Here is a 24,082-nt window from a genome sequence, read left to right as displayed (position 1 = left end):
TCAGTTAAAGCCACACCCATGCGATCCGTTCCTCCTCCTCAGTCTCCTTGGCGCTCCGTCCGCTGGCCGATCACCGGCCCACTGCTGACCTCCGTGGTCTCCGCCATCCTTCTGACGGCTTGCGCCCAGATTCCGGACCTGGGGCCGCGCGCCGCGTTGCCGGAAGCGGGTTCCCTGGCCGCCACCCAGTCGATGCCGGGCCGTGACACGGCCGCCTGGCCCGCCGACCCGTGGTGGATGCGTTATGGCGACCCACAACTCAATGCCCTGATGGATGAAGCGCTGCGGGACGCGCCGTCGCTGAAAGTGGCCGAGGCCCGCCTGCGGCAGGCGGCTGCGGTGGTGGAGCAGCAGGGCGCCAGCCTGCGCCCCTCCACCAGCGTCAACGCCGGCGTGAACCGGGAGCGCCAGAGCTACAACAACGGCATTCCAGCGGCCTTTGTGCCGCAAGGCTGGAACAACTATGGCCAGGCCGCTGTGCAGCTGAGTTATGAAGTGGACCTCTGGGGCCGCCAGCACGACCTGCTCACCGCCGCCACCTCCAGCTGGATGGCCAGCCAGGCCGATGCCGCGCAGGCGCGCCTGAGTCTGGCGGCGCAGCTGGCCACCGCCTACGCGGACTTCGCCCGCCTGTGCGCCCTGGAAGACACCGCCAAGGCCGCGCAAGAGGCGCGCCAGCAGACGGCCCGACTGATGCGTGAACGCGAGGCCCATGGCCTGGAGACCCGCGCGGCCACCCGCCAGGCCCAGGCGCGCCTGGCGCAGGCCGAGGGTGACCTGCTGTCCATCCAGGAGTCCCTGGTGCTGCAGCGCCATCTCATCGCCGCCTTGCTGGGGGCGGGGCCCGACCGCGGGGTGAGCCTGAGCCGCCCGGTGGTGGATCTGTCCCAGGTGCAAGGGCTGCCGGCGCAGATCGAACTGAACCTGCTGGGCCGCCGCCCCGACATCGTCGCCGCCCGGCTGCGGGCAGAGTCGGCCGGCAAGAAGATCGATGCGGCCCGCACCGCGTTCTACCCCAACGTCAATCTCAGCGCGTCCTTCGGATTCCAGTCGCTGGGGTTGGACATGCTGGCCAGATCCAGCTCCCAGACGGGCAGCTTCGGCCCGGCCATCAGCCTGCCGCTGTTTGATCAGGGGCGCCTGACGGGCCAGTACAAGCAGGCCTATGGCGTCTACGACGAAGCGGTGGCGCAATACCGGCAGACGCTGGCCCAGGCGTTGCAGGACGTGGCCGACGTGGCCGCCAGCGAAACCGCACTGGGCGATCGCCTGGCCCAGGCGCAACTGGCCTGCGATGCCAGCCAGGATGCCTGGACGCTCACCCGGCGCCGCTACGAGGGTGGCCTTTCCACCTATCTGGATGTGCTGAGCGCCGAGGACAGCTACCTCAGCCAGGCCCGCGCGCTGACGGAGCTGCAAGCGCGGCTCATGAGCCTGGACGTCTCGCTGATCAAGGCCCTGGGGGGCGGTTATCAAACGCCCGCATCCCGACCTCTTCTCGTCGATTGAACGCCGCCCGGCTCGCCTTCACGGCGCACCGCCACCCGGCACTCTGGAAATCCATCATGTCCCACGCTGACCAAACGCCTGAACAGAACTCCCGCAACAGCCACAGCAGCAACAGCGCCGCTGATGGCCAGCCGAACGCGACCACCGACCACCACACCGGCGCCCCGGCCGCCGCCAGCGCCTTCAAGGCCGCCGCCGCGCCGCAGCCGGCGCGCCGCAAGCCGCGCCTGGCCATCGTGACCGCTGCCGTGGTGATCCTCGGGGGCGGGGCCTACGCCTACCAGCACTTCATCGGTGCCCGCTACGTCTCCACCGACAACGCCTACACCGCCGCCGAGGTGGCCCAGATCACACCGGCCATCGACGCGATCACGCAGGGCGTGCGTGTGGTGGACACACAGCACGTCCGCAAGGGCGACATCCTGGTGGAGCTGGATGCGACCGATGCCCGACTGGCGCTGGCCCAGGCGGAAGCCGAGCTGGGCCGAGCCGAGCGCCGTGTGCGCACCTACCAGGCCACGGACCTGGGTTATCGCGCCCAGGTGGCTGCCCGCGACGCAGAGCAGCAGCAGGCTGATGCCCAGCTCAAGGTGGCCCAGGCGGACCTGGATCGTGCCAAGCTGGACCTGGCGCGCCGCCAGGCCCTGGCCACCACCGGCTCTGTCTCCGGCGAAGAGCTCTCCAACGCCCAGGCGGCTTTCAACACGGCGCAGGCCCGCATGGCCGCTGCGCACGCCACTGCCGAGCAGTCGCGGGCCAACCGTGCCGCCACGCTGGGTGCCATGGCCGCCAACCAGGCCCTGATCGAACAGTCCAGCCTGGCGGACAACCCGGAGGTGGCCCTGGCGCGCGCCAAGCGCGATCAGGCCCGTGTGGATGTGGAGCGCACCGTACTGCGGGCGCCCACGGATGGGGTGGTGGCCCGCCGCCAGATCGAAGTTGGCCAGAAGGTCAAGGCCGGCACCGTGGTGATGACGGTCGTGCCCACCCAGCAAGTGCATGTCGACGCCAACTTCAAGGAAGGCCAGCTGGGCCAGGTGCGTGCTGGCCAGCCGGTGGAACTCAAGGCGGATCTCTATGGGTCCTCGGTGGTCTATCACGGCGTGGTGACCGGCTTGGCCGGTGGCACCGGTTCGGCCTTTGCGGCCATCCCGGCGCAGAACGCCACCGGCAACTGGATCAAGGTGGTGCAACGTGTGCCGGTGCGTGTGGCCATCGACCCGCAGGAACTGGCGCAGCGCCCGCTTCAGGTGGGCCTGTCGATGGCGGTGAGCATCGATACCCGTGGTGAGCCGAGCGCCGCCTTGGCGGCCCTGGCCGCACCGATGCTGGCGTCTTCCGACCGCGCACCCACGGCCGTGGCTGCCACGGCAACAGCCACGCCGATGGGCGTGCAGCCGGTGTCCACCACGGCTGCCGATGCGGTGCAGCCCACCACCACTCGCTGAGGTCGGCCATGAGTACCCCAAGCCTGGGCCGCGACGGCCCGGATGCTCCGCTGCAGGGCGGCCAGCTGGTGGCCGCCGGGCTGGTGCTGGCGGCGGCCAACTTCATTGCGGTGCTGGACACCACCATCGCCAATGTCTCGGTGCCCACCATTGCGGGCAACCTGGGCGCGACGAGCAGCCAGGGCACCTATGTCATCACCTCCTATGCGGTGGCCGAGGCCATCACCGTGCCACTGACGGGCTGGCTGGCGCGCCGCTTTGGCACCGTGCGGGTGTTCATCGCCTCCATGCTGCTGTTCGGCCTGTTCTCGGCGTTGTGCGGCTTTGCGCACAACCTGGGCACCCTGGTGCTGTTTCGCATCTTCCAGGGCCTGGCCGGCGGGCCACTGATGCCCTTGTCCCAGACCCTGCTGCTGCGCATCTTCCCGAAGGAGAAGGCTGCGGCGGCCACCGGCCTGTGGGCCATGACCACGCTGATCGCCCCCATCATGGGTCCCATCCTGGGCGGTGTGATCTGCGACGGCGCGAGTTGGCCCTTCATCTTCTTCATCAATGTGCCGGTGGCGTTGCTGTGCGCCGTGGCGGGCTGGCGCATGCTCAAGCGCTACGAGACGCCGCGCGATGCGGCCCGCATTGACGGCGTGGGCCTGGGCCTGCTGATCATCTGGGTGGGCGCGTTCCAGCTCATGCTGGACGAGGGCAAGGATCTGGACTGGTTTGCGTCGCCGGAGATCATCGGCCTGGCCATCATCGCGGCGGTCGGTTTTGTGACCTTCCTGATCTGGGAGCGAGACACGCCCAATCCGGTGGTGGACCTGCAGGTGTTCCGCCATCGGGGCTTCAGCGCCAGCGTGCTCACCATCAGCCTGGCTTTTGGTGCCTTCTTCGGTGCCACGGTGCTGACACCGCTGTGGCTGCAGAACACCCTGGGCTACACGGCCACCAAGGCGGGGCTGGTAACGGCCTTGTCCGGCGTGCTGGCGGTCCTGTCGGCGCCGCTGGCGGCCCAGCTCAGCACGAAGGTGGACCCTCGCAAGCTGGTGTGTTTTGGGGTGGCCTGGCTGGGCGGCGTGACGCTCTACCGCAGCTTTGCCTCACCGGACATGGGCTTCTGGGAGATCGGCCTGCCGTTGCTGGTGATGGGCGTGGGGCTGCCGTTCTTCTTCGTGCCGCTGTCGGCACTGGCGCTGTCCAGCGTGGAGGAGTCGGAGACAGCGTCTGCTGCCGGCCTGATGAACTTCTGCCGGACCGTCTCAGGCGCATTTGCGACCAGCCTGGTCAACACCAGTTGGGAGGACCGCACCACGGCGGCACATTCCGAGCTTTCCGGCTTGACGGACCGATTCGGCAGCCTGGCGGATCAGTTGGCCCAGTCCGGGTTCACGCCGGAGCAGGTGCTCAGCCAGATCAACCAGATGGTGACCACGCAGAGCCTGACGCTGGCCACCAACCAGGTGTTCTGGATTTCGGGCTGCTGCTTTGCACTGGCAGCGATGGCCGTGTGGCTGGCGCCGAAGCCCACGCGGATTGCCGACACCACGGGTGCACACTGAAGCGAGCCCCGGCACGGGGCTTATGAAACGCCGCATTCGGAGTGATCCGTCTGCGGCGTTTCCTTTTGCACGGATGCATGCTTCGCCGCAAGCCTCGGTGCAAGGCGCCTTGCGCCCCATCCCGAATCAGGGTCAGCTCGGCTCGCGGGTGTGATGCAGAGCTTCCCTTGGGACGTATGCTGCACCAGAGTTCGCCATCACGTTGGCGGGCATCCGGGTAATGACTGACAAGGAAGGACCTTGATGGAGCGCGTGGATTGCATCGTGATCGGTGCCGGGGTGGTGGGGCTGGCGGTGGCGCGGGAGATGGCGCAGCGGGGGCTGGAGACCCTGGTGCTGGAGCAGGCCGTGGACATCGGAACGGGCACCAGCTCCCGCAACAGCGAGGTGATCCACGCGGGCATCTACTACCCGCCAGGTTCGCTGAAGGCGTCCTTGTGCGTGCGCGGCAAGCAACTGCTCTATGCCTACTGCGGCGCTCGCGGTGTGGCATACCGGCGCTGCGGCAAGTACATCGTGGCCACCTCGGCCGAACAGCAGACGAAGCTGGAGCAACTGGCCGAGAATGGCCGGCGCAATGGGGTGGACGCATTGACGATGCTCACGGGTGCGGCCGCCAGGGCCGTGGAGCCCTCACTGCAATGCGTCGCGGCCCTGGAGAGCGGCTCCACCGGCATCATCGACAGTCACGGCCTGATGCTGGCGCTGCGCGGCGACTTTGAAGCCGCAGGCGGCATGGTGGCCTTTGACGCGCCAGTGCTGGGGGGGGACGGTGGCGCGGATGGTGTGGTGCTGAACGTCGGTGGAAGCGAGCCGATGGAGATTCAGGCGGGGCTGGTGATCAACTGTGCGGGCCTTGGTGCGCAGGCCGTGGCGCGCTCGGTGCAGGGCATGCCGGCGGCGTTGGTGCCGCCGCTTTTCCTGGCCAAAGGCAACTACTACAGCCTGCAGGGAAGGTCGCCGTTTTCGCGGTTGATCTACCCGGTGCCGGAGGAGGGCGGCCTGGGCGTGCATCTCACGCTGGACCTGGGCGGGCAGGCCCGGTTCGGGCCGGATGTGGAGTGGGTGGACGAGTTGGATTACCGCGTGGACCCACGTCGTGCTGATGTCTTCTACGCCGCCATCCGCCGCTACTGGCCGGCATTGCCGGACGGTGCGCTGCAGCCGGCCTACTCGGGCATCCGGCCCAAGATCAGCGGGCCGGGCAGTGCGGCGGAGGACTTCCAGCTGCAGGGGCCGGACAACCATGGCGTGAGGGGCCTGTTCAACCTGTTCGGCATTGAGTCGCCCGGGTTGACAGCGTCCATGGCGATTGCCGAAAGGGTGGCAGGGCAGATGCTCTGAAATGCGCGTTCCGAACGAGCAGGCACAGCCCTTGCCAAGAAGGGCGGAGTCTTCTTCCCTTCTACAACTCGAACGGAGCCCCCATGATCACCACCATCCTGCTTGTGATCCTGATCCTGCTGCTGATTGGCGCATTGCCCAGCTGGCCTCACAGCCGCGAATGGGGTTATTACCCCAGCGGCGGCCTGGGCCTGGTGGTCGTCATCCTGCTGGTGCTGCTGCTGCTGGGCTATATCTAGTCAGCGGACGCAAGGGTGTGGGGCGCGCGGTAGCGCGTCTCCCCCACCGGGTCTGTGTGGTCCGCAGGTCCAGGCGTTCAAGCGCCCAACAAGGACTGCCCGCAGACGCGAAGCACCGCACCCGTCATCGGCTGCGCTTGCGGCGTAGCCAGGAACGCTATGGCTTGGGCCACATCCTCGGGCCGGCCGCCTTGCTTGAGCGAGTTCAGACGGCGGCCCGCTTCACGGATCATCAGCGGCATGCGCCGTGTCATCGCCGTCTCGATGAAACCAGGCGCCACCGCGTTGACGGTGATGCCACGGGGCTGCATGGCCGCCGCACGCGCGGTCACGTACCCGATCAATGCCGCCTTGCTGGCGCTGTAGTTGGTCTGCCCGGCGTTCCCGGCAATGCCGCTGATGGACGAGAGGCACACCTCCCGAGCACCCACGCGCCACAAGCCCTGCGCATCCAGCGCCTGGTCGATGGCGAGGATGGCGCCGAGATTCACGGCCAGCACGCTGTCCCATTCGGTGGCGCTCATGCGCGCCAGGGTCCGGTCCCGCGTGATGCCGGCGTTATGAACCACCAGGTCGATGCCGTTGTGGCTGGCGGCTGCCGCCGCCAAACGGGCCGGCGTTGCCGCATCGGTCAGGTCCACGGCCAGCGCTTCACCGCTGACGGCAGCAGCGAGTGACGTCAGCGCGTCCTGGGCCGCGGGTACGTCCACGCACAGCACGCGATAACCCGCCGATGCGAGCGCCTTGACGGTGGCCGTGCCGATACCGCCAGCAGCCCCCGTCACCACCGCCACGCGCTGGCGGGTGCCGGTGTGTTCCAGCAGTTCAGCCGGGTGGGGCGCCTCCATGGCGCCCCAACGAATCACCTGACCCGAGACATAAGCGGAACGGTCCGTGCCGAAGAAGCGCAGCGCGCCGACCATGGAAGGATGGGTGCCGGCAGGCACCAGCAGCGTCGTCACGGTGGCGCCCCGCCGCCCCAGTTCCTTGGCGAGTGAACGGCCGAAGCCCTGAACCGCCTGAGCGACCGCCGCCTTGTCGGCCAGGGTGAGCGATGCCGGATCCGCGGCCAGCAGCAGTACCCGTGCACCGGACACCAGCCTGGGCAGCGCCGCCTGCACCTGGCGAAAGAGGTCCTTCAGATCACCAAGCGCCATGGCACCGGTGGCGTCCACCACCAGCGTGGCCACGTGGGCCTGTGAGTCGGCCACTTGTGCGCCACCTTCCGTGGCCACGTCCCGAGTCAAGGCGGACATCAGCGGCGCCGCGCCAATGCCGATCAACTGCACCGGGCGGCCTGCAAGTTCCTGCTCGGCCCAAGGCCCCTCCCGACGGCGCAGGCGCTGCGGCTGGGGCAGCCCCAGCGCACGCAGCAGGCGTTGGCCCCAGGGGCGTTGGGCAAGTTCAAGCAGGCGATCGGTCATGGTGGCGGCACGGGGCAGGCGAGAGCGGGGCTGCAGTGTAGGGGCCGTGCAGGCCGGGGTTCTGGAGAGCCGACCTCAATGCAGAGGCGCCCGCAGGTGCGCATGGGTACTCTTGAAGCGGCGACGGCGCCAGCGGCGGCCCGCAGCGGCGGGCAGGTCGCCGCCGGCCACGGTGAGCCCGACGCGCGTCTGGCCTTGCGCCGACATCGCAAACGGCGCGCCGCCATGCATGCGCGCAATGGCGGCCACGATGGACAAGCCCAGCCCGTGATGGTCGTTGCCACGGGTGCGGGAGGGGTCTGCGCGGTAGAAGCGGTCAAAGAGCCTGGGAAGATGTTCCGGTGGGATCGGAGGCCCGACATTGGCCACCCATAAACGCAGCAGGCCGCCGCCCGCACTGTCGATGCACACCTGCAGCGTGCTGCCGTTGGACGCGTAACGGGTGGCATTGCCCAGGAGGTTGGAGAGCGCGCGCTTGAGTAGCGGGGCATCCACTTCGCCGGAGGCATCTCCGTTGATCTCGAGCTGCAGGCCGGCCTCCGCCACGGCGGCCTCGTGATAGTCCGCCACGTCTCGCGCGAGCGCGGCCAGGCTGGGGACGCGCTGGCGTCGGGCGGCGGCACCGCTGTTGGCGTGGCTGAGAAACAGCATGTCGTTCACGATGCCGGCCATGCGCCGCAATTCCTCCAGGTTGGAGCCCAGTTGGTCCAGCGTGGCGGCCGGTACGCCGGGCTGGCGCATGGCGAGTTCGGTGGCCGTGATGAGCGTGGCGAGCGGGGTTCTCAGCTCATGGGCCACATCGGCATTGAAGCCCTTGAGCTGCGTGTAGCTGCGATTCAGCCGCTCCAGCAGGGCGTTGAACTGCTGCACCAGCGGGCGCAATTCGTCGGGCTGGTCACTGCCGTCCAACCGTTCGTGGAGCGTGTCGGCCGCCAGGCGGCGGGTCTGGTCCACGAGGGACCGCACGGGCGCCAGCGCCAGTCGTACCAGCACCATGCTGCCGGCGGAGACCAGCAGGGCGCCGATGAGCGAGGCCGCCATGAGCGTCATGCCCAGGCGGCGGACGAAGGCATCGTCCGCGCGGGTATCCAGCAAAAGCGTGGCTCGCAGGCCATCTGTCATGGGGAAGTTCATGGCGCGGCGCGAGCCCGGCGGGGCCGCAGCGGCCCGGTCATACAGCGTGGTGCCATCCGGCCCCTGAAGCGTCAGCGTCAGGCCCCGGTGCACCTCCAGGAATTCGTCCAGCCGCTTGTGCAGCTGACCGGCTTGCGTCCCTCGGTGTTCATCGAGCAGGTGAATCAGCAAGGCCTGGTTCTGCTGGAGGGTTTCGCCTTGTTTGTGGCGGAGATCGGAGGCGGTCAGCAGGTAGACCGCCAGGGACACCAGCGCGAGCCCGGTGAAGGTCTGCGTGGCCAACCACAGCGAAAGCCGCGGGCCCACCCCATCGGGAATGTGCAGACGGCGCCACCAACGGCGCGGCGCAGCGGAACGGGGCGAGGGCGAGGGCGATTCGACCGTATTCATTGAGCGTACATGACGAAACGGTAATGCGCAGGTCGGCTTGCTGACGGGGTGGACCGCCTAGAGTTGGTTCCAAGGCGTTGAAAAACATCGCTGCAACGGCCCGAAGGGATGTGAGTTCCAAAGGCCGCCATGGACTGACTTTCAACTAGGAGATTTCTCATGCGTCGCTTCCGTCCTTTAGATGTTCCCCTGGGTGTTCTGGCCTTTGCCGCTGCGATGAGCGTTCCGGCGTTTGCGCAGGTGGAGGAAGAAATCGCCTCGGGTCCCAAGTCCCGTGAGCAAGTCGTCGCCGAGCTGGAGCAGGCGCGGGCAGACGGTGCTCTTGCCAAGATCAATAGCGAAGCCGGCTATTCGCCTGATTTCGATGAGGCGATGGGTCAGCCTGTCATCTATTCCAACACCCAGGGTGATACGGACGTGTCAGTCAGTATGGACACGACCAGAGACTTGACCTTTGCGCCGCCTGCTGCGGGTGGCAAGTCACGTGCCCAGGTCATGGATGAGCTGCAGCAGGCCCAATCTGACGGTTCTCTGCAAAAGATCTGGAGCGAAGCGGGATATGCACCGGAGTTCGAGTCGGTGCATGCGCCACGCCCTTGACGTTCAACTGACGCTCAGGGATTGATGGTGTGATTCGTCGCCGCACCCTTGCGGCGGACTTCCCTCGGACGACGGGGCCCCTTCTCGGGGCCCCGTTTCTTTTGATGCCGCGCGGCAGGGTGTTACGTTACGGCGTGAACCTGGACTGCAACTGGTCTTGCCCCTGCATCCACACATAAAAGCCCGTCGGGATGGCGGGTCAATCGGATGCAAGCCCTCGACAACTGGCTTCGCGCCGCAACCTTTGCTCACACGCTTGCGGGATTCTCCCTATCTCGTCACGCGTCCTTGAGGGGCAAAGTGGTATGGTCCATCGCGACAAAACAAGACCAAATAAATACCACCAGGCCTAAGGGCGCGCGTCGGGCAGCGACGCCCTCCTGGCCGCTCCCGGGCGAGGGCGCTCAGCAGCGGTCGTGTCGACGTCAAACAGGAGCTCTTGAATGAAGCCTTCCCCCACCCATCGCATTCCGCTGCGTGAGCTGCGCAAGCTCGCGCTGATCAGCGCGGCGGCATTCGCGCTGAACGCTGCTGCGCAGACCTATTCCGCCTGGGCGGCCGATGTGTATTACGCCGCCGGTACGGTGGTGAGCTACAACGGCCACCTCTACCGCGCGCTGGTGAACCAGACCGATTACGCCAGCACGGGCTGGAACCCCAGCAATGCGTCGCTGTGGACGGACCTGGGTGCCATCAGCGGCACCGCGCCTGCGCCGTCGCCTGCACCCACCCCGGCGCCTTCGCCGAGCCCGTCTCCCAGCCCCGCACCGGCGCCCACGGGCAACTGCGCGCCAGCCTGGTCCACCTCCAAGGTTTATAACGGTGGCGATCAGGCCAGTGTGGCCACCACCAACTACAAGGCCAACTGGTGGACCCAGGGCAACAACCCCTCGACCAGCAGCGGCGCCGCGGGTTCCGGCCAGCCCTGGACGGTGGTGGGAAGCTGCTCCAGCTCGCCGGCACCGAGCCCCACGCCGGCACCGAGTCCGTCTCCGGCTCCCAGTCCGTCACCCGCGCCAAGCCCCGCGCCAGCGCCTTCGCCTGACCTGACGGACCCGGCGGCCAAGTCGGCCACGCAGGCCGGCCGTGTCTACACGGTGTATTACCCGTCGTGGAGCGACAACTGGTTTGATGCCACGAGCATGACCAAGAACCAGGTGTTCCAGGCCAGCAACTTTGCGCGCATTCCGGCTAACTACACCCATGTGGTGGCGGCCTTTGCGCAGCCCAACTTCACCTGGGGCGGCATGACGGCAAACAACTGGTCGGGCACGGGGATCAACTTCAATGGCCGTCCGTCGGACATCAAGGCGGCCATCGACGTCCTGCATGCCCGCAACATCAAGGTGCTGCTGGCCGTGGGTGGTGCCACCTACAACAGCTGGAGCACCTTGTCGGCCGAGGGCCATGCTGGCAGCGGCCCGACCATCACGGCACTGGCCAACATCATGAAGGACGTGGGTTTCGACGGTCTGGATGTGGACTTCGAAATTGAAGGCCTGGATGGTTATGCCGGTGCGGTGAAGGCCATGCGCAAGGCGGTGGACACCGCCGGAGGCGGCCGCATCCTGAGCGTGGCGGCGTGGTCCACGGGTGCGGATTGCACGGCGGCCACGGCCAATGACGCGCAATGCTCGGGTGTGGGCGTGAGTTACTGGGGCGGCAAGGCCGGCCTGGAGCGCCAGTTGGTGAACAGCTACCCGGCCTTGGCCACGGCGTTCAACCTGGTCAACATCATGAGCTACGACGCGCGTTACGAGCATTACGACGGCGTGACCGCGTGGCAGCAATACCGCAAGCTGTTCCCGAGCAGCACCATCGTGTCGATTGGCTTCGAGACTGCACCTGAAGGTTGGGCGGGTGGCCAGTTGGTGGTGAACAACGCCGATGCGCAATGCACCGGCTCCGTGATCCTTCAGAACAGCTACGGTGCCAACATCAACCAGCCGTATTCGGTGGAGCGGTATCTGAATGCCGTGACGGGCAGCACGCTGAGCAATCGCAATGCGCGAGACGGCGCCATGCTGTGGCAGGCGTTGAAGACGGCATCGGGCAGCTGCGGCAGCGCAGCGCTGGCATCGCCCGGCAGTATCGGCAAGAAGGTGTCGGGCTCGCTGGGGCTGGTGGATGACCCCGCATTGCAAGGGGCGCGGTGGAAGTGAGGCGCTATGCAGTGATGACTGCTGAGCGTTGACTGAAAACCGCCGTGTCGGCTTGCGCCGGACGGCGGTTTTTTTTCGTGCAGGCACGGCATGGAGGAAAGGTGCCCGAATATTGCGGGAGTTATGCAGAGATCGTTCCTTAGCAGCCCGCGCTGAGGTGATGGCACAGCAATGTTGAACAGCGGCGAAGCCGAGACCCGTTCAGGTCTTGTTCTTCTTGTCCTCGGGGGGCGCAAAACCGATGGGCCGCTTCGGCGGATCGGGCGGCGTCATGAGCTCGCGCAGCGCATCAAACACCTGCTTGAGCTGATTACGGGTATTGCGGCTGAAGGTGTCGTGATTCAAGGCCAGCACTTCGGTCTTGTCCTCCAGCTCCGCCAGGCGCTGGGCCAGGTCGGCGTGCGTGGCGGCCAACTGCCGCACCCTGACGAAGGTGCGCATGATCTCAATGTTGACGGCCACGGCACGCTCGCTGGAGAGCACCGAGGAGAGCATGGCTACGCCTTGCTCGGTGAAGGCGTAGGGCGCGGTACGCCGGCCGCCGCGGCCTGGGGTGATTGAGATCACAGACTGTGATCTCAAACCGGAGAACTCCTCGGCCGAGAGCTGAAACATGAAGTCCGCAGGAAAGCGGGTCAAGTTACGCTTGACGGCTTGGACGAGGACGCGGGTCTCGGTGCCATACAGCTCGGCCAACGGCGTGTCGATCATCACGCGCTGATCGCGCAGCAGCAGGATGCGGCTGCCGATGAGAGGCTGTAGCGCGCTCGGGATGTTTTGCATGAGCTCAGCGAAGACCTGAATGAAGGCAGTTCCCAGCGCCAGTTCATCGTCTGGCGAGCGGAGATTGTTGAGCAGATCGGCGATCGAATCCAGTGCGCCCTGGTCGTGGATTGATAGATCTGTGCCTTTGGGCAGTCGCTGCCGGAGCAGGCCGTTGGTGTTCTTGTGACTGCCTGGCTGCCAAGGGTTGTGGAGGGGGCCTGCAGCTCATCGACCCAGAAACCTCACCACCGCCTGCCGCTTCTGCCCACTCTCCTGCGCCCGCACCAACACCCAGGGCGTCTGCGGCTCGCCTTCGTTGAGCTGTTCCACAAACTTCAGCAGCGTCTTGTAGTCCGAGAATTCCAACCCGACCTCCGCACTGCGTTGCGCCGGTTGCAGCGCGATGCTGCTGAGGCGAATGCCGTCGACGGCGGTGGATTCCAGCGCGCGCAGCACGGCCTGGGTCGGGAAGCGAGCCACACGCGCGGCTTCCAATGCGTCGCGGGCGTACGGGGGCGGCCCTTGTGACGCCAACGCTGCTCGTGCGTCCCGCAACTTCGACTCGAGCGTGGCCAGCGCCTGTGCCGAACTCTCGGCCTGCTGAATGGCCGCTTGCCGCTGCTCCCACGCCACGCCTGCCTTCAAGCAGAGTGCTGCCGTGCCAACCGCGCACACAACCGCCCAAGCGATCAGCGGCGCCGTCCATACGCGTTGGGGTGCGAAGTCCACCAGGATGGGCCTCATGCCATCACCTCCAGAAACGGCACGCCGCCAGCAGAGGGAGAGGATGGCTTTGAGGAGGCGTCCAGCATCCGCCGCACCACGACTTCTCCAACATGCCGACCATGCGAGATCAGCGCACGCGCCAGGACCGTCGGCGCCGGTTCGCCCATCAAGCTGTAGGACTGCGCCACCTCGTAACGGTTGCCGTCAGCCAATAGAACCGTCACGGCGTCGCTATCGATCACCACCAGACCCTGAGCCTCTGGCTTGGTGCTCATGCCTGCGCCTGCGCCCGTATGGGCACTACCGCCATGCGCACTCGCGCCCACCTGGGGCAATGGCCCATCAGCCACTCGCACGCTCGCAACACCCTCCCGAGCCAGCACCTCCCCCCACCATGGCTTCAACGCCTGGACCCGGTAATGCTCTGCCAACCCCTTCACCAAAGCCTCTACCTCCGGATGCAGGCCCACTGCCAGCGGCGGGGTGCCTTGTTCCCGGTCCAACCACAGCCGGCTGTTGGCAGGCATTCCTGTCAAATCCTCCAGCAACCCCGCGGCCACCTGCAGCCATTCGGCATCGCTGCCCACACCTTCCACCGGCGGCAGCAGAAAGGGCTGGCACAGCCCGCCACTCACCAGCACGCGCAACGCCACACGCCCCAAGGGCTTGAGCGCTTCCCGCAGGAACGGGGCAGCTTCCCCCAAAGGCACTGCACGTGCCACCACCTGCTGCTCATCCCCGTTGGGGCCCGCGTGAGCCAGCCGGACCTCATCCTGGCCCACATACACCGTCGCGATGCCGCGCTTACCAGCCCACCACACGCTTGATCTCCTCGGCACTTGTTTCTCGGTGCACCACCATCTCGGCGCCCAGGGACGAAAGGGTCTTCACACCACGTCGGTAGACGTGTTCCCTTAGCGCCGAGACGGGCGCACCGGTGGTCACCAGGTCGCGGAAGCCGTCATCCATGGTGTGCACCTCCGCGATCACCCGGCGGCCTTTGAAGCCCGTACCGGCGCAAACATCGCAGCCCACCGCCAGGGGCACCGATGTCGCCTCGGTCTGCCCCATGCCATGCAGCCAGGCCAACTCGCGCGCTGTCGCCGGCCGGTCCGAGGCGCAGGCCTGGCAGAGGCAACGCACCAGCCGCTGCACGATCACGCCGTTCAACGCTGCCATGAACCCGAACATGTCCAGGTCGAAGTGCTTGAACCGTCCGGTGACGTCAAAGACGCTGTTGGCGTGCACCGTGGTGAGCACCTGGTGGCCGGTGAGCGCGGACTGCACGGCGATCTCGGCCGTCTCGGCGTCGCGGATTTCGCCCACGAGGATGCGGTCCGGGTCGTGGCGCAGGATGGAGCGCAGGCCCTTCGCAAAGGTCAGCCCCTTGCGCTCGTTCACCGGCACCTGCAGCACCCCGGCCAGTTCGTACTCCACCGGGTCCTCGATGGTGATGATCTTCTCCAGGCCGCTGTTGACCTCGGACAGCGCCGCGTAGACGGTCGTGGTCTTGCCGCTGCCCGTCGGGCCCGTGACCAGCAGCATGCCGTGCGGCAGTTCCGCCAGCTCGCGGATCTGTGCAGCACTGATCGCATCAAAACCCAGCCGGTCCAGCGAGACCTGCTCCGACGGGTCGCGCAGCTGTGCCTTGTCCAGCAGACGAAGCACCGCATCCTCACCAAACACGCTGGGGATGATGGAGACACGCAAATCGATGTCCCCATCCGGCAGCGCGAGCCGGAAGCGTCCATCCTGCGGCAGGCGCCGCTCGGTGATGTCCAGTTGCGCCAGCACCTTGATGCGGGAGATGGCTTCTTCGGCGCGGCGCGGGTCATCCAGGCGCGCATGTGGCACCAGCACGCCGTCACGCCGGAAGCGCACCTGCACGCCGCTGCGGCTGCATTCGAAGTGGATGTCGCTGGCCCCGAGTGCATAGGCGCGGCGCAGCGCCGTGTCCACAAACTCCACCACCGGGCCGGAGGCCTGCAGGGCATTGGCGGAGATGCTGCCGCCGGCAGGGGCTGCGCCGTTGCTGCCAGCGCCCAGCCACTCATCCAGCTGCGCCTGCGAAGCCGCCACTGGTGTCACGCGCCGCCCGAGCGCCTGCTGGATGCCCCTCAGGCTGGCCTCATGCCACGGGTCCGCCATGGCCACCTGCAGCTGATCAGGTCTGGCGGCGTTCCGCACGGGGACGGCACGCCATTGGCGCGCCAGCGTTGCGGCTTGTGCGCCGAAGGCGGGCAGGTCGGGCGCCTGGCCGGTGTCGGTGGCCAGCGCTTCGATGCCGCCCACATCCCGCAACAGCAGTGCCACGGCAGCCGGCGGCCAGCGTCCATCCGCCCGCAGTGCATCCAGCACGGAGACGCTGCCGTCCTGTGCCACGCGCCGCCGTGCCGCTTGCAACGCGGCCGGGAAGGCGTGTCGATCGTCGTTTGATACTTCCACGATGGGTCTCTCTGGATCTCGGGGCGCAGTCATCAACGGATGCTGCTGGCAATGTCGAAGATGGGCAGGTACATCAGCACCACGATGCTGCCCACCAGCAAGGACACCAGCAGCAGCATCAAGGGCTCCACCACGCGTGTGGCGCGGTCCATGAAGCCGGAAAAATTCGTCGCGTGCCGGTCGGCAATCGTCTGCAGCACACGCTCGAACTGGCCGGAGCGTTCACCCACAGCCAGTAGCCGCTGCGTCACCGTATCCGTCATGCCGGCCTCGCTCAGGGCGGCGGAGACGCGCACGCCACGGTGCAGTGCCGCACGGGCGTCCCGCATGCCCTGGTCCAGCGCTTCACCCAGCTTCAGCCCTTCGCAGCGCAGCAGGGCTTCGTCCAGCGTGTAGCCGCCGCGAAACATCACCGTCATGGAGTGGTAGAGCTTGGCCAGCTGGAACTCACGCAGGGCGCGCCGGATGAAGCCAACGCGCATGCCGATGGCCATGGCCGCCCGCTGCACCAGCCCCTGCCGCCAGCACCACACCGCCAACGCCACCAATGCCGCCAACCCGGCCACCACCACCAGCCGATATTCCCGCATGAAGGTGCTCACCACGGTGAGCATCTCGGTGGTCCAGCTCATGCTGCCGTGCAGGTCCGCGTACATGGTGGCAAAGCGGGGCAGCACCACGATGATCAGAAAGGTGCTCACCACCAGGCCCAGACCCAACACCAGGCTGGGATAGATGGAGGCGCTGATCACCTTCTTGCGCAGCGCTTCCACCAGTTCGTGATAGCGCAGGTATTCCGTCAAGGCCTCGGCCAGCGAGCTGCTGCGCTCGCTGGCGCGCACGCTGGCCACCAGCACCATCGGGAAACGCGCCAGCGACTCCATCGCCACAGAAAGCGCCTTGCCGCGGTGCAGTTCTGCCAGCAGCGCCGTCTGCATCGCCGCCCGGTCGCTACCGGCGGCGGACTGGGCATGCAGCGTCTCGATGGCTTCCACCACCGTCATGCCCGCATGAAGCAGCGTGCGCAGTTCCTGGCACCACCAGGCCACATCCAGGGATTGGGCGCGTGCCGAGGAGGGCCGTGAGCCGGTGGCGGCCGAGAGCTTCACCGGTTCTGCACTCAACACCTTGCGTCCGTCCGGCAGCACCGGGCCCAGCTCAGCGGGCGACGCCACCTCCATCAGCTCTTCGCTGATGGACATGCGCTGGGGGTCAAGCAGGCGGACGCGGACTTTCATGGGCGGGGAATGCGGGGGGCGGGCGGTGGCCAGGCGGGGGTCAGATCTGGATGTCGGCGTCGTCGCCCGTGCCGCCGGTCACGCGGTCGCGGCCGAAGCTGTAGAGGTCGAAGTCCTTGCCGGCGGTTTCGCTGGGGATGCGGTATTGGTAGGGCATGCCCCACGGGTCGTTGGGCACTTCACCCTTGAGGTAGGGGCCGCGCCAGCGGGCATCGCTCGTGCCGTCCCGCACCAGCGCGGCCAGGCCTTCATTGGTGTCGGGGTAGCGTCCCATGTCGATGCGGTAGGCCTGTAGTGCCTTGTCCAGGGCGTCAAGCTGGGCCTTGGCCGTGGTGGTCTCGGAGCGGTTGATCTGCGCCAGGAAGCGCGGGCCGACGATGCCGGTGAGCAGGCCGATGATCAGGATCACCACCAGCAGTTCCAGCAGCGTGAAGCCCCTGATGGCCCGCGCGCGAGGCGACTGGGCACTTGGGGCAGCGCCCAGGGGGGAGTGAGTGAGGGTGGGGGTCATTTGTCGGAATCCACTACGAATTTCCAGTCGGAATATCGGCTTGCTGCCGCCAGCCGCAGGCCAGGTCGGCTGACGGTGCCTTTGATCAAGGGCTCCTGATCGCTGAGGCTGTAGACGCCCTGGATGCGTCCGTCATCGCCCCGGATCACGCCCCAGTCCTGGCCCAGGCTCATCGGGTCGGGGTACAACCGGCGAATGTGGCGCACGGTGCCGACGAAGCGCTGGTCCAGCATCAGTTCATCCAGCGCCATGGGCAGCCGCTTGTCGGTGCCTGGCGAGACACGGCGGTACCGATCCAGGGCCTGCACATACAGCTGGCCGATGCGGATCAGCTGTTGTTCCTTGTCCCGTTTGGCCTCGGTGCTCCAGGAGGTGCTGACACTGGATAGCCCCAGGGACACCACGGCCAGCAACAGCAGGATGGCGACGAAGCCGTAGCCCCGCTGATGGCGCAAGCGGGGTGGCTGCAGCCTTGCTGGCACCTGCACCGTGGCGCTCGTCGGCATGTGCAGTGCGAAGGTGGCCTCACCAGGTCGCATACAAACTCCCGTCGGGTGCCAGGTCCTTGGTGCCGCTGTGTACGTCGTACACGCCTTCGCCCTCGGCGTTGCCACTGCGCGGCAGCACGGTCTGCCAGGTGTCGGCGCGGCCGGTCACCGGGTCCAACGGAATGGCACGCAGGTAGCGGCGTTCCACCAGTTCGGCCAGGGTGGCCGGGTAGCGGCCTTGGTCGCTGTAGAACTGGTCGATGGCGTTGCGCATCTCATGCAGGTTGTGCCGCATGGCCGTGTCGCGGGCCCGCTCCAGGTGCTGCATGTAGCGCGGCGCGGCCACGCTCAGCAGCAGCGCGAGCGCGGCCAGCACCACCAGCAGTTCGATGACGGTGAAACCGGGTTGGCGTGGGGCCGTGCGTGGCTTCAAAGGCTTCACCCTGCTCACCATTGCTTCAACGGAATGCCGTTGAGCCCTTTGAGTGGGGAGTTGGAATAGACGTCATAGACCTCCGGCCCCGGCTTGGGGTTCTCCGCATCGGACTGGAAGCCACGCAGGCCCCAGGTCTGGTCCGCAGGCAAGGAGGTGTCGGCAAACGGGTCACGCGGCACGCGCCGAAGGAAGCGCAGGGTCTGCCCCTGATGCTCCAGGCGGGAATCCGGCACTTCCTTGGTCAGCTCGGCCAGCGTGGCGGGGTAGGGCGGTTGGTCGGCGGCGCCCAGCAGGGCACCGGTTTCGCGGGCGGCGCGGTAGCTGTCCAGGGCGTCACGGATTTCCCAGAGCGCGCGTTTGAGTTCGCGCTCCTTCTCCCGCTGGGAGGCCATCTCCGCCATGGGCAGGGCCAGCGTGGCCAGGAAGCCCAGGATGCCCAGGCACACCAGCAGTTCAATCAGCGTGAAGCCGCGCGCACGCCAGCCCGCGCGGGCGCGCGGCTGCACAGGGCGGTGGCGGTCAGACCGAAGTAACTGCCCGGTGCGCATCTCACTTCACCTCGATCACCACGGGCGCGGGCAGGGCCGGCCGTTCGGCGTTGGGGTCCAGCGAGACCGGTTGTGCCGAGTTCAGGCGCACTTCCGCACGGCCGGCGGCCGTGGCCTTGAAGCGCAGCTTGAACACGCCGCCAGCCCCATCGGCCGACGTGGCCTGGTTGCGCAGCACGCTCATGTTGGCCTTGCCGGCCTCCACGCGCTTGGTGAAGCTGGTGGGGCTGCCGCCCTTGCGGAAGAACTCGTCCTCCTCGGCTTCCACGAGGCTGAGCTTGTCCGCGCTGAACTGGAACTCGGTCAGCAGGCCGCGCAGGTTGGCGTCACGAAGGTCCAGGCGGACTTCAACGGTGTCGCCCACCTTGGCCTGGCCCGGGGCGACCAGGTTGAAGCTGGGCGTCTTGCGTTCGGTCGCGGCCGGGGGCGTGCCCGATGGGCCGCCAGGTTGTGCGCCAGATAGAGCACCCGGCTGGCCGCCGAGGGCGGGGCTGGCACCGGCGCCCTGCGCTGCAGTCGCGCCAGGCTTGCTGGTGTCAGCCGCCGGCACGTTGAATTGCAGGCCGCCCACCTGGCGCAGCTTGGGTGCCGCTTCCGTGCCCACCCACAGCTCGGATTCGCTGGCATTGAGATGGCGCACATTGCGCAGCACGCGCGGTGTGATGGCCAGCAGCAGTTCGGTGCGTGAGCCGTTGTCCAGGGTGCTGGAGAAGAGTCGGCCCACGACGGGAATGTCCCCCAGGCCGGGCACGCGGCTGGAGCTGTTGCGTTCGTCGCGGCTGATCAGGCCGGCCAGCAGCTGGGTTTCACCGTCGCGCAAGCGCAGCAGCGTGTTGGCATTGCGTGTGCTGACCTGGTAGACCGTGGTGCCGGACGCGGTCTTGGTGGCGGTGCCCAGGGCACTCACTTCCAGCCCGATCTTGATGGCCACCTCATCATCCACATAGACCACCGGTTCCACATCCAGCTTCAGGCCCACGTCCATGTAGGTGATGCTCTCCGACGAGAACCCCCCGTTGCCGCTGGTGGTGGTGCTGGGGATGGGGATCTTGTCCCCGATCATGATCTTGGCCTTTTCCTTGTTGCGCACGCGCAGCTTGGGGTTGGCCAGCGTGGCCACGTCGCCAACCTCCCGGCGCAGGTTGATCAGCAGGCTGCCCACGCTGGCGCTGATGCGGCTGCTGTTGAGGTCCTTGAGGTCCGCAATGGTGGTGTCGCTGCCGCCGCTGCCCGTGAGCGGCGCGAAGGTGAACGAGCTGGGAAACTTCACGCCCAGTTCGGTCAGGCGGGTGGAGCTGACCTCCAGCACTTCCACGTCCAGCAGCACCTCGGGCTCTGCGGCGTCGTAGACGGCCAGGAGCCGCTCTGCGAGCTGGATGTTCTCGGGCGAATCGCGCAGGGCGATCATGTTGGTGCGCTCATCCACGTAGGGCTCGCGGATCTTGAGCATGGATTTCAGGAAGGCAGCGGCACCCTTGGCGTCGCTGCTCTGGAGGTTGAACATGCGCACCAGCTGCTCCTGGTACTCGCGGTGTTTTTCCGGGGTGTTGGGGTAGATGATGATCGTCTTGGGGTCGATCACCTTCTTGGACAACTGGTTGGTGGAGGTGATCAGGTCCAGCGCGTCTTCCACCTTGGCCTGGCGGAGCAGAACGGTCACCTTCACGTCGCCACGCACGTCGCGGTCCAGCACGAAATTGATGCCGCTGTTGCGGGTGAGCACTTCCAGCACGGTGCGCAGGCTGGCGTCGCGGAAGTCCAGCGAGATGGGGCGTGATTCCTGCAGCCCGCTGTTCATGGCCTGCACCTGCACGCTGCGCTGGTCGGCCAGCAGGCGGCGTTGAAGGTCCAGCAGGCCGGAATGGCGCGGGTTGTCCTTGAGGGCCTGCTCCAGCAGGCGCAGGGCGCGGTCGGGCTGCTTGCTGGTGACCAACTGCTGCGCGGCGGCCAGGTCGTCCATGGCCTTGCGGTCCAGCGTCATGTCGCTGAGCAGGGCCTGCACGCGGGTGTTGGCAGGGTCCAGCGCCTGGGCGGTCTGCAGGGTCTTCACGGCTTCGTCGAACTGGCCGGCGGCCCGTTCATTCAGGGCCTTGCCGATCAGGCGGGTCTGCGATTCATTGCGGGCGGCCAGCAGGCTGCTGCGCAGGGTGGTGCTTTCCGGATATTGCTTGAGGCCGTCTTCCAGGGTCTTCATGGCCTGGTCGTACTGGCCGTCGCTGAACGCCTTCTGGGATTCGCCGCGGATGCGCGTCTCCGCGCAGCCGGCCAGTTGCAGCACCATGAGGGCGGCGCAGGCCCAGACCGTGGCGCGGCTGCCCAGGGGTCTTGCGGTAGGTCTCCAAAGCGGCATGGTGATTCTGTTCAAGGCGTGGGCTGCGCAGGCGGAATGCGGATCACCGCGCGCTGCTGCAGGGGTTCGTAGATGAGACGGATCTCGTCCTCGGTGATGGCTTCCACCCGATAGCCCTCGTCCAGCCGGCTGCCAACTTCCACCAGCACGTCCTTGTCGGCGCGGGCCAGGTAGACCTTCCGGTCCCCTTGCGGATCGACCATGGCGCCGAGGAAGCGGTAGTTCAGTGGCGGTGCTGTGGGGGCTGGTGGTGGCGGAGGAGGGGGCGGTGGTGGAGGCGCCGGCGGGGGCGGAGGCACCGGGATCATGAAAGGGTCACGGTCGGCAGCTTCCAGCGCGAGCTCGGGCAGGCGGCCGGGGATCGGGGGTAACGGCGCCACGGCGGGCTTGCGGTTGGCGTTGGCGGCGGGTGTCAGTGCCCGCGTGGGATCCGCCTGGGGGCGGTCCTTGCCGGAGGCGGCCGTCTTGGCCGCGGCAGTGACGTTGCCATCAGCGGGGGAGAGCAGGGCCCAGGCGGTGGCGGCTGCGGTCAGGCCCAGGGTCCAGAGGAGGCCGGGACGCAGGCCTTTGGTGGGGGGCTTCGGGGTGTTCAGCGTGGAGGCCATGGGTCAGTGCCTCGCGGTGGGGCTGGAGACGCGGGCTGCTGAAGCCGGTGCGGATGATGCCGATGCCGACGGGGTGGGCACTCGTGCGGCGCGCGCCGAAGGGCCCGAAGCGGGCAGCGATGCACCAGCCGCCGATGCGGAGGCCGGTGGTGCTGATGCGGGCGATGTCGGCAGCAAAGGGGCCGATGTTGCCGTTGCGGTCGGTGTTGTTGTTCCGAGCGTTGTTGTCGTTGCAGCACCGTTCGCAGACAGGGGGCGGTGCAGCCAGCTCACCGACACCTGTGCTTCCACATCGGTATTGGTGGTGCCGAGCGCCGGATTGGCGACAGAACGGCGCAGGCTCAGCTGCTGCAGCACGATGCGCTGCGCATCGCGGGAGAGCAGTTCGTTGAGCACGGCCTTGATGGCCACATAGCCGCCGCGAAGCGTGAAGTCCAGCGTCACGCGGCCGAGCGTGGCGGGTGTGGCCGCACGTTCGTTGGCGCTGACGGTGGCCACGGTCACGGCCTGCGACTCGGCGGCGGCACGCAGATGCTCGATGGCACGGGCCACCGGGTACGGGTCCACGGGCAGCCGCTCCGGGTAGGGCGCGATCTCACCCGTCGGGCTGCTGGCCAGCTGTGAGAGCTTTTGCTTCACCTGATGGTGCAAGGCGTGCTCGCGGGCCTGGGCCTGTTGCTCCGAGCGCGACATGGCCAGATAGACGCAGGCGGCCAGCAGCGGTGCAGCCAGCAGCGCCATCACGATGACCCAGGGGCGGTTCAGGCGTTGTCGAGCCTCGTCGGAGAGCAGCGACGAGGGCAGGGAGATCGGGAGGGAAAAACGCATCGCGGTGGTGGACCGGTGCGGGGTACAGCAAGAGAGGCAGGCGGAGGGCGATCCGTCAGCAACGAGCAGGCCGGCGGGGCCTGCGGCTGGACGCCGCGGGTGCGGCTCAGGGCATCAGCGGAGCCGGACGGCTCGGATCTTGACCTGGCTGAGATATGACGACGATCTGCATGAATTCCCCCCTCGAACTGGACGGGCTCGGCGGCACCGTTTATCCAGGTGTCCGTACTTTAACTGCTGTGTATGGGGCACGGTTCCAACTGTGTCAGTGGGGCCGTAGAGAAATGCCCTAGGTTGGCTGCGGCGTGGTGCTGTGGTCACAGGCGGCTGATGGCCGGTGGAAGGGTTTGTGCGATTGGCATCTCGCGATGGGCTGTGAACCAAGCCTGTTGCAATGTGTCGAGATAATTTCGCTCAATTGCTATGGCGCTGACTTTTGTTGTTGGCCAGAATGGCCATCAATGGGAGGTCGTCAGTCCGCGCGCTCAAGACGTGTGACGACGAGGTAAAGCGTTGCCAAGCCGCCAGTATTTCCTGCACGGTCACTTTCCAAATCCAAACAGACCATTTGCATGAATATCTCAGAAGAAATGGCTCTTGAATTTCTGCGGCAGCTGAAATGTTCGCCGCACTTCATCGCTGAATCGACGTTCAATGTCGAATATCAAGATGACGGTGAGTTTATTCTAATTCTTATGGATGTCCCTGATGGTTTGCCTGATGTGGCTATTCCTGGATTTTTAGGCGGCGCCCAAGAAATTGCCAAAAAATTGTTTCCATGTCGCATTGGTGCATATGGCTGGATGATGAATATCGGAATAAGAGGGCAGGTTGTAAATTCGGTTTTTGGTGGCGATTCTCTATATCCGAACTCTGGATATATTGATCGCGGCCGCACTTGACTCATTCAGCCGCCTGCCTATGAACATATTTTATTTATCGCTATTGATGGCCATGGGCTGGATAGTTGCAAGTCTCGGCATCGCTCTTTTCCTAGCTAACATCAGCCCACATGGGATGGCTTTGTTGGTGTGTTTGAGCGTTATTCTGGGTCCAGTAGCAGGTATTCTTCAGGCTGTCGTTATTTGCCTGCCCGTATTTAGATCATCGGCGTCGAAGCCAGGGTTTGGTTTGATCCTGGGATTGGTGGCGTCCCTTGTCTCTTTCCCAATTGCCACGCTGGTGTTCGAAGGTTGGGTGCAGTTTCCGAGTGATTCATTTCAATGGGGTATGCTGTGTTGCGTTAGGGAAGGTCTGAACAACTCGTTTTCGAGGTCGATGCTGGCGGATTTAACGGGGCCGGCAGCCGACGATGCTTCAACCAGCGCTCGGACGAAGT

General features: G+C 66.5%; 23 protein-coding genes and 1 pseudogene. 9 read left to right on the top strand and 15 right to left on the bottom strand.

Annotation, left to right across the window (positions count from 1 at the left end):
- The first annotated feature begins 18 nt into the window (after positions 1–18).
- The 5 genes from BMY53_RS20195 (at position 19) to BMY53_RS20175 (ending at position 6,093) form a co-directional block, all read left to right on the top strand.
- On the top strand, positions 19–1,509 hold the full coding sequence (locus BMY53_RS20195) for an efflux transporter outer membrane subunit (RefSeq protein WP_092948299.1): 1,491 nt from the start codon (positions 19–21) through the stop codon (positions 1,507–1,509).
- 56 nt (positions 1,510–1,565) lie between these two features.
- Positions 1,566–2,957, top strand: a complete 1,392-nt coding sequence (locus BMY53_RS20190) for an HlyD family efflux transporter periplasmic adaptor subunit (RefSeq protein WP_092948401.1) — start codon at positions 1,566–1,568, stop codon at positions 2,955–2,957.
- 8 nt (positions 2,958–2,965) lie between these two features.
- On the top strand, positions 2,966–4,510 hold the full coding sequence (locus tag BMY53_RS20185) for a DHA2 family efflux MFS transporter permease subunit (RefSeq protein ID WP_092948298.1): 1,545 nt from the start codon (positions 2,966–2,968) through the stop codon (positions 4,508–4,510).
- A 243-nt stretch (positions 4,511–4,753) separates the two neighbouring features.
- Positions 4,754–5,854, top strand: a complete 1,101-nt coding sequence (locus BMY53_RS20180) for an NAD(P)/FAD-dependent oxidoreductase (protein WP_092948297.1) — start codon at positions 4,754–4,756, stop codon at positions 5,852–5,854.
- A gap of 83 nt (positions 5,855–5,937) precedes the next feature.
- Positions 5,938–6,093 (top strand): DUF3309 family protein, encoded by a 156-nt coding sequence (locus tag BMY53_RS20175; protein ID WP_092948296.1) that lies wholly within the window; start codon positions 5,938–5,940, stop codon positions 6,091–6,093.
- A gap of 77 nt (positions 6,094–6,170) precedes the next feature.
- Here the strand turns inward: BMY53_RS20175 and BMY53_RS20170 are convergent, their stop codons facing one another.
- Positions 6,171–7,517 (bottom strand): 3-oxoacyl-ACP reductase, encoded by a 1,347-nt coding sequence (locus tag BMY53_RS20170; protein WP_092948295.1) that lies wholly within the window; start codon positions 7,515–7,517, stop codon positions 6,171–6,173.
- A gap of 75 nt (positions 7,518–7,592) precedes the next feature.
- On the bottom strand, positions 7,593–9,041 hold the full coding sequence (locus tag BMY53_RS20165; protein ID WP_092948294.1) for a heavy metal sensor histidine kinase: 1,449 nt from the start codon (positions 9,039–9,041) through the stop codon (positions 7,593–7,595).
- 159 nt (positions 9,042–9,200) lie between these two features.
- On the opposite strand from BMY53_RS20165, the gene BMY53_RS20160 reads away from it, so the two are divergent.
- A complete protein-coding gene (locus tag BMY53_RS20160; RefSeq protein WP_092948293.1) occupies positions 9,201–9,641 on the top strand; it encodes a DUF4148 domain-containing protein in 441 nt (146 codons plus the stop codon).
- 443 nt (positions 9,642–10,084) lie between these two features.
- On the top strand, positions 10,085–11,803 hold the full coding sequence (locus BMY53_RS20155) for a glycosyl hydrolase family 18 protein (protein WP_092948292.1): 1,719 nt from the start codon (positions 10,085–10,087) through the stop codon (positions 11,801–11,803).
- A gap of 201 nt (positions 11,804–12,004) precedes the next feature.
- Here the strand turns inward: BMY53_RS20155 and BMY53_RS20150 are convergent, their stop codons facing one another.
- The 13 genes and pseudogenes from BMY53_RS20150 to BMY53_RS20095 form a co-directional block, all read right to left on the bottom strand.
- Positions 12,005–12,586: an ORF6N domain-containing protein gene (locus BMY53_RS20150; protein ID WP_092948291.1), complete on the bottom strand. Its 582-nt coding sequence runs from the start codon at positions 12,584–12,586 to the stop codon at positions 12,005–12,007.
- A pseudogene (locus BMY53_RS26525) lies at positions 12,514–12,778 on the bottom strand (hypothetical protein); the annotation flags it as partial. The pseudogene BMY53_RS26525 and the gene BMY53_RS20150, both read right to left, overlap by 73 nt.
- A 15-nt stretch (positions 12,779–12,793) precedes the next feature.
- A complete protein-coding gene (locus tag BMY53_RS20145; RefSeq protein ID WP_092948290.1) occupies positions 12,794–13,312 on the bottom strand; it encodes a hypothetical protein in 519 nt (172 codons plus the stop codon).
- The gene (locus BMY53_RS20140; RefSeq protein ID WP_092948289.1) at positions 13,309–14,115 is read right to left on the bottom strand and encodes a hypothetical protein; all 807 of its coding nucleotides are present in this window, start codon (positions 14,113–14,115) and stop codon (positions 13,309–13,311) included. The genes BMY53_RS20145 and BMY53_RS20140 overlap by 4 nt, the downstream gene beginning before the upstream one ends.
- The gene (locus BMY53_RS20135; protein WP_255370302.1) at positions 14,099–15,739 is read right to left on the bottom strand and encodes a GspE/PulE family protein; all 1,641 of its coding nucleotides are present in this window, start codon (positions 15,737–15,739) and stop codon (positions 14,099–14,101) included. The genes BMY53_RS20140 and BMY53_RS20135 overlap by 17 nt, the downstream gene beginning before the upstream one ends.
- A gap of 32 nt (positions 15,740–15,771) precedes the next feature.
- Complete coding sequence (locus tag BMY53_RS20130; protein ID WP_092948287.1) at positions 15,772–16,977, bottom strand: type II secretion system F family protein; 1,206 nt, start codon at positions 16,975–16,977, stop codon at positions 15,772–15,774.
- A 40-nt stretch (positions 16,978–17,017) separates the two neighbouring features.
- Positions 17,018–17,488, bottom strand: a complete 471-nt coding sequence (gene gspG, locus BMY53_RS20125; RefSeq protein WP_092948286.1) for a type II secretion system major pseudopilin GspG — start codon at positions 17,486–17,488, stop codon at positions 17,018–17,020.
- Complete coding sequence (locus BMY53_RS20120) at positions 17,485–18,027, bottom strand: type II secretion system protein (RefSeq protein ID WP_092948285.1); 543 nt, start codon at positions 18,025–18,027, stop codon at positions 17,485–17,487. The genes gspG and BMY53_RS20120 overlap by 4 nt, the downstream gene beginning before the upstream one ends.
- Positions 18,014–18,418, bottom strand: coding sequence for a type II secretion system protein (locus BMY53_RS20115; RefSeq protein WP_255370301.1), 405 nt, complete (start codon positions 18,416–18,418; stop codon positions 18,014–18,016). Before BMY53_RS20115 ends, BMY53_RS20120 begins: the two co-directional genes overlap by 14 nt.
- Positions 18,419–18,423: 5 nt before the next feature.
- Positions 18,424–18,960, bottom strand: a complete 537-nt coding sequence (locus tag BMY53_RS20110; protein WP_092948283.1) for a type II secretion system protein — start codon at positions 18,958–18,960, stop codon at positions 18,424–18,426.
- Between the two features lies 1 nt (position 18,961).
- Complete coding sequence (locus BMY53_RS20105) at positions 18,962–21,310, bottom strand: secretin N-terminal domain-containing protein (protein ID WP_092948282.1); 2,349 nt, start codon at positions 21,308–21,310, stop codon at positions 18,962–18,964.
- Positions 21,311–21,321: 11 nt separating this feature from the next.
- Positions 21,322–21,915, bottom strand: a complete 594-nt coding sequence (locus BMY53_RS26025) for a hypothetical protein (protein ID WP_092948281.1) — start codon at positions 21,913–21,915, stop codon at positions 21,322–21,324.
- Between the two features lie 3 nt (positions 21,916–21,918).
- Positions 21,919–22,743 carry a hypothetical protein gene (locus BMY53_RS20095; protein ID WP_092948280.1) on the bottom strand — a complete coding sequence of 275 codons (825 nt, stop codon included), beginning with the start codon at positions 22,741–22,743 and terminating at the stop codon, positions 21,919–21,921.
- 572 nt (positions 22,744–23,315) lie between these two features.
- Here BMY53_RS20095 and BMY53_RS25555 point away from each other — a divergent pair.
- Entirely contained in the window at positions 23,316–23,645 is a 330-nt protein-coding gene (locus BMY53_RS25555) for a hypothetical protein (RefSeq protein WP_143074165.1), read from the top strand.
- A 19-nt stretch (positions 23,646–23,664) separates the two neighbouring features.
- A partial coding sequence (locus BMY53_RS26190) for a hypothetical protein (RefSeq protein WP_218151273.1) occupies positions 23,665–24,082 on the top strand: 418 nt, incomplete at its 3' end.

It is taken from the genome of Roseateles sp. YR242 (assembly GCF_900109745.1).
Classification (GTDB): domain Bacteria; phylum Pseudomonadota; class Gammaproteobacteria; order Burkholderiales; family Burkholderiaceae_C; genus Roseateles.
Note: the sequence above shows the minus strand (reverse complement) of the source record. Positions and strands in the feature narration are given on the sequence as shown.

Coding starts and splice junctions, on each gene's coding strand:
- BMY53_RS20105 (WP_092948282.1), bottom strand. CDS start 21,310: ATGCCGCTTTGGAGACCTACCGCAAGACCCCTGGGCAGCCGCGCCACG.
- BMY53_RS20095 (WP_092948280.1), bottom strand. CDS start 22,743: ATGCGTTTTTCCCTCCCGATCTCCCTGCCCTCGTCGCTGCTCTCCGAC.
- BMY53_RS20165 (WP_092948294.1), bottom strand. CDS start 9,041: ATGAATACGGTCGAATCGCCCTCGCCCTCGCCCCGTTCCGCTGCGCCG.
- BMY53_RS20175 (WP_092948296.1), top strand. CDS start 5,938: ATGATCACCACCATCCTGCTTGTGATCCTGATCCTGCTGCTGATTGGC.
- BMY53_RS20190 (WP_092948401.1), top strand. CDS start 1,566: ATGTCCCACGCTGACCAAACGCCTGAACAGAACTCCCGCAACAGCCAC.
- BMY53_RS20150 (WP_092948291.1), bottom strand. CDS start 12,586: ATGCAAAACATCCCGAGCGCGCTACAGCCTCTCATCGGCAGCCGCATC.
- BMY53_RS20180 (WP_092948297.1), top strand. CDS start 4,754: ATGGAGCGCGTGGATTGCATCGTGATCGGTGCCGGGGTGGTGGGGCTG.
- BMY53_RS20160 (WP_092948293.1), top strand. CDS start 9,201: ATGCGTCGCTTCCGTCCTTTAGATGTTCCCCTGGGTGTTCTGGCCTTT.
- gspG (WP_092948286.1), bottom strand. CDS start 17,488: ATGACCCCCACCCTCACTCACTCCCCCCTGGGCGCTGCCCCAAGTGCC.
- BMY53_RS25555 (WP_143074165.1), top strand. CDS start 23,316: ATGAATATCTCAGAAGAAATGGCTCTTGAATTTCTGCGGCAGCTGAAA.
- BMY53_RS20145 (WP_092948290.1), bottom strand. CDS start 13,312: ATGAGGCCCATCCTGGTGGACTTCGCACCCCAACGCGTATGGACGGCG.
- BMY53_RS20195 (WP_092948299.1), top strand. CDS start 19: ATGCGATCCGTTCCTCCTCCTCAGTCTCCTTGGCGCTCCGTCCGCTGG.
- BMY53_RS20130 (WP_092948287.1), bottom strand. CDS start 16,977: ATGAAAGTCCGCGTCCGCCTGCTTGACCCCCAGCGCATGTCCATCAGC.
- BMY53_RS20110 (WP_092948283.1), bottom strand. CDS start 18,960: ATGCGCACCGGGCAGTTACTTCGGTCTGACCGCCACCGCCCTGTGCAG.
- BMY53_RS20120 (WP_092948285.1), bottom strand. CDS start 18,027: ATGCGACCTGGTGAGGCCACCTTCGCACTGCACATGCCGACGAGCGCC.
- BMY53_RS26025 (WP_092948281.1), bottom strand. CDS start 21,915: ATGGCCTCCACGCTGAACACCCCGAAGCCCCCCACCAAAGGCCTGCGT.
- BMY53_RS20170 (WP_092948295.1), bottom strand. CDS start 7,517: ATGACCGATCGCCTGCTTGAACTTGCCCAACGCCCCTGGGGCCAACGC.
- BMY53_RS20185 (WP_092948298.1), top strand. CDS start 2,966: ATGAGTACCCCAAGCCTGGGCCGCGACGGCCCGGATGCTCCGCTGCAG.
- BMY53_RS20155 (WP_092948292.1), top strand. CDS start 10,085: ATGAAGCCTTCCCCCACCCATCGCATTCCGCTGCGTGAGCTGCGCAAG.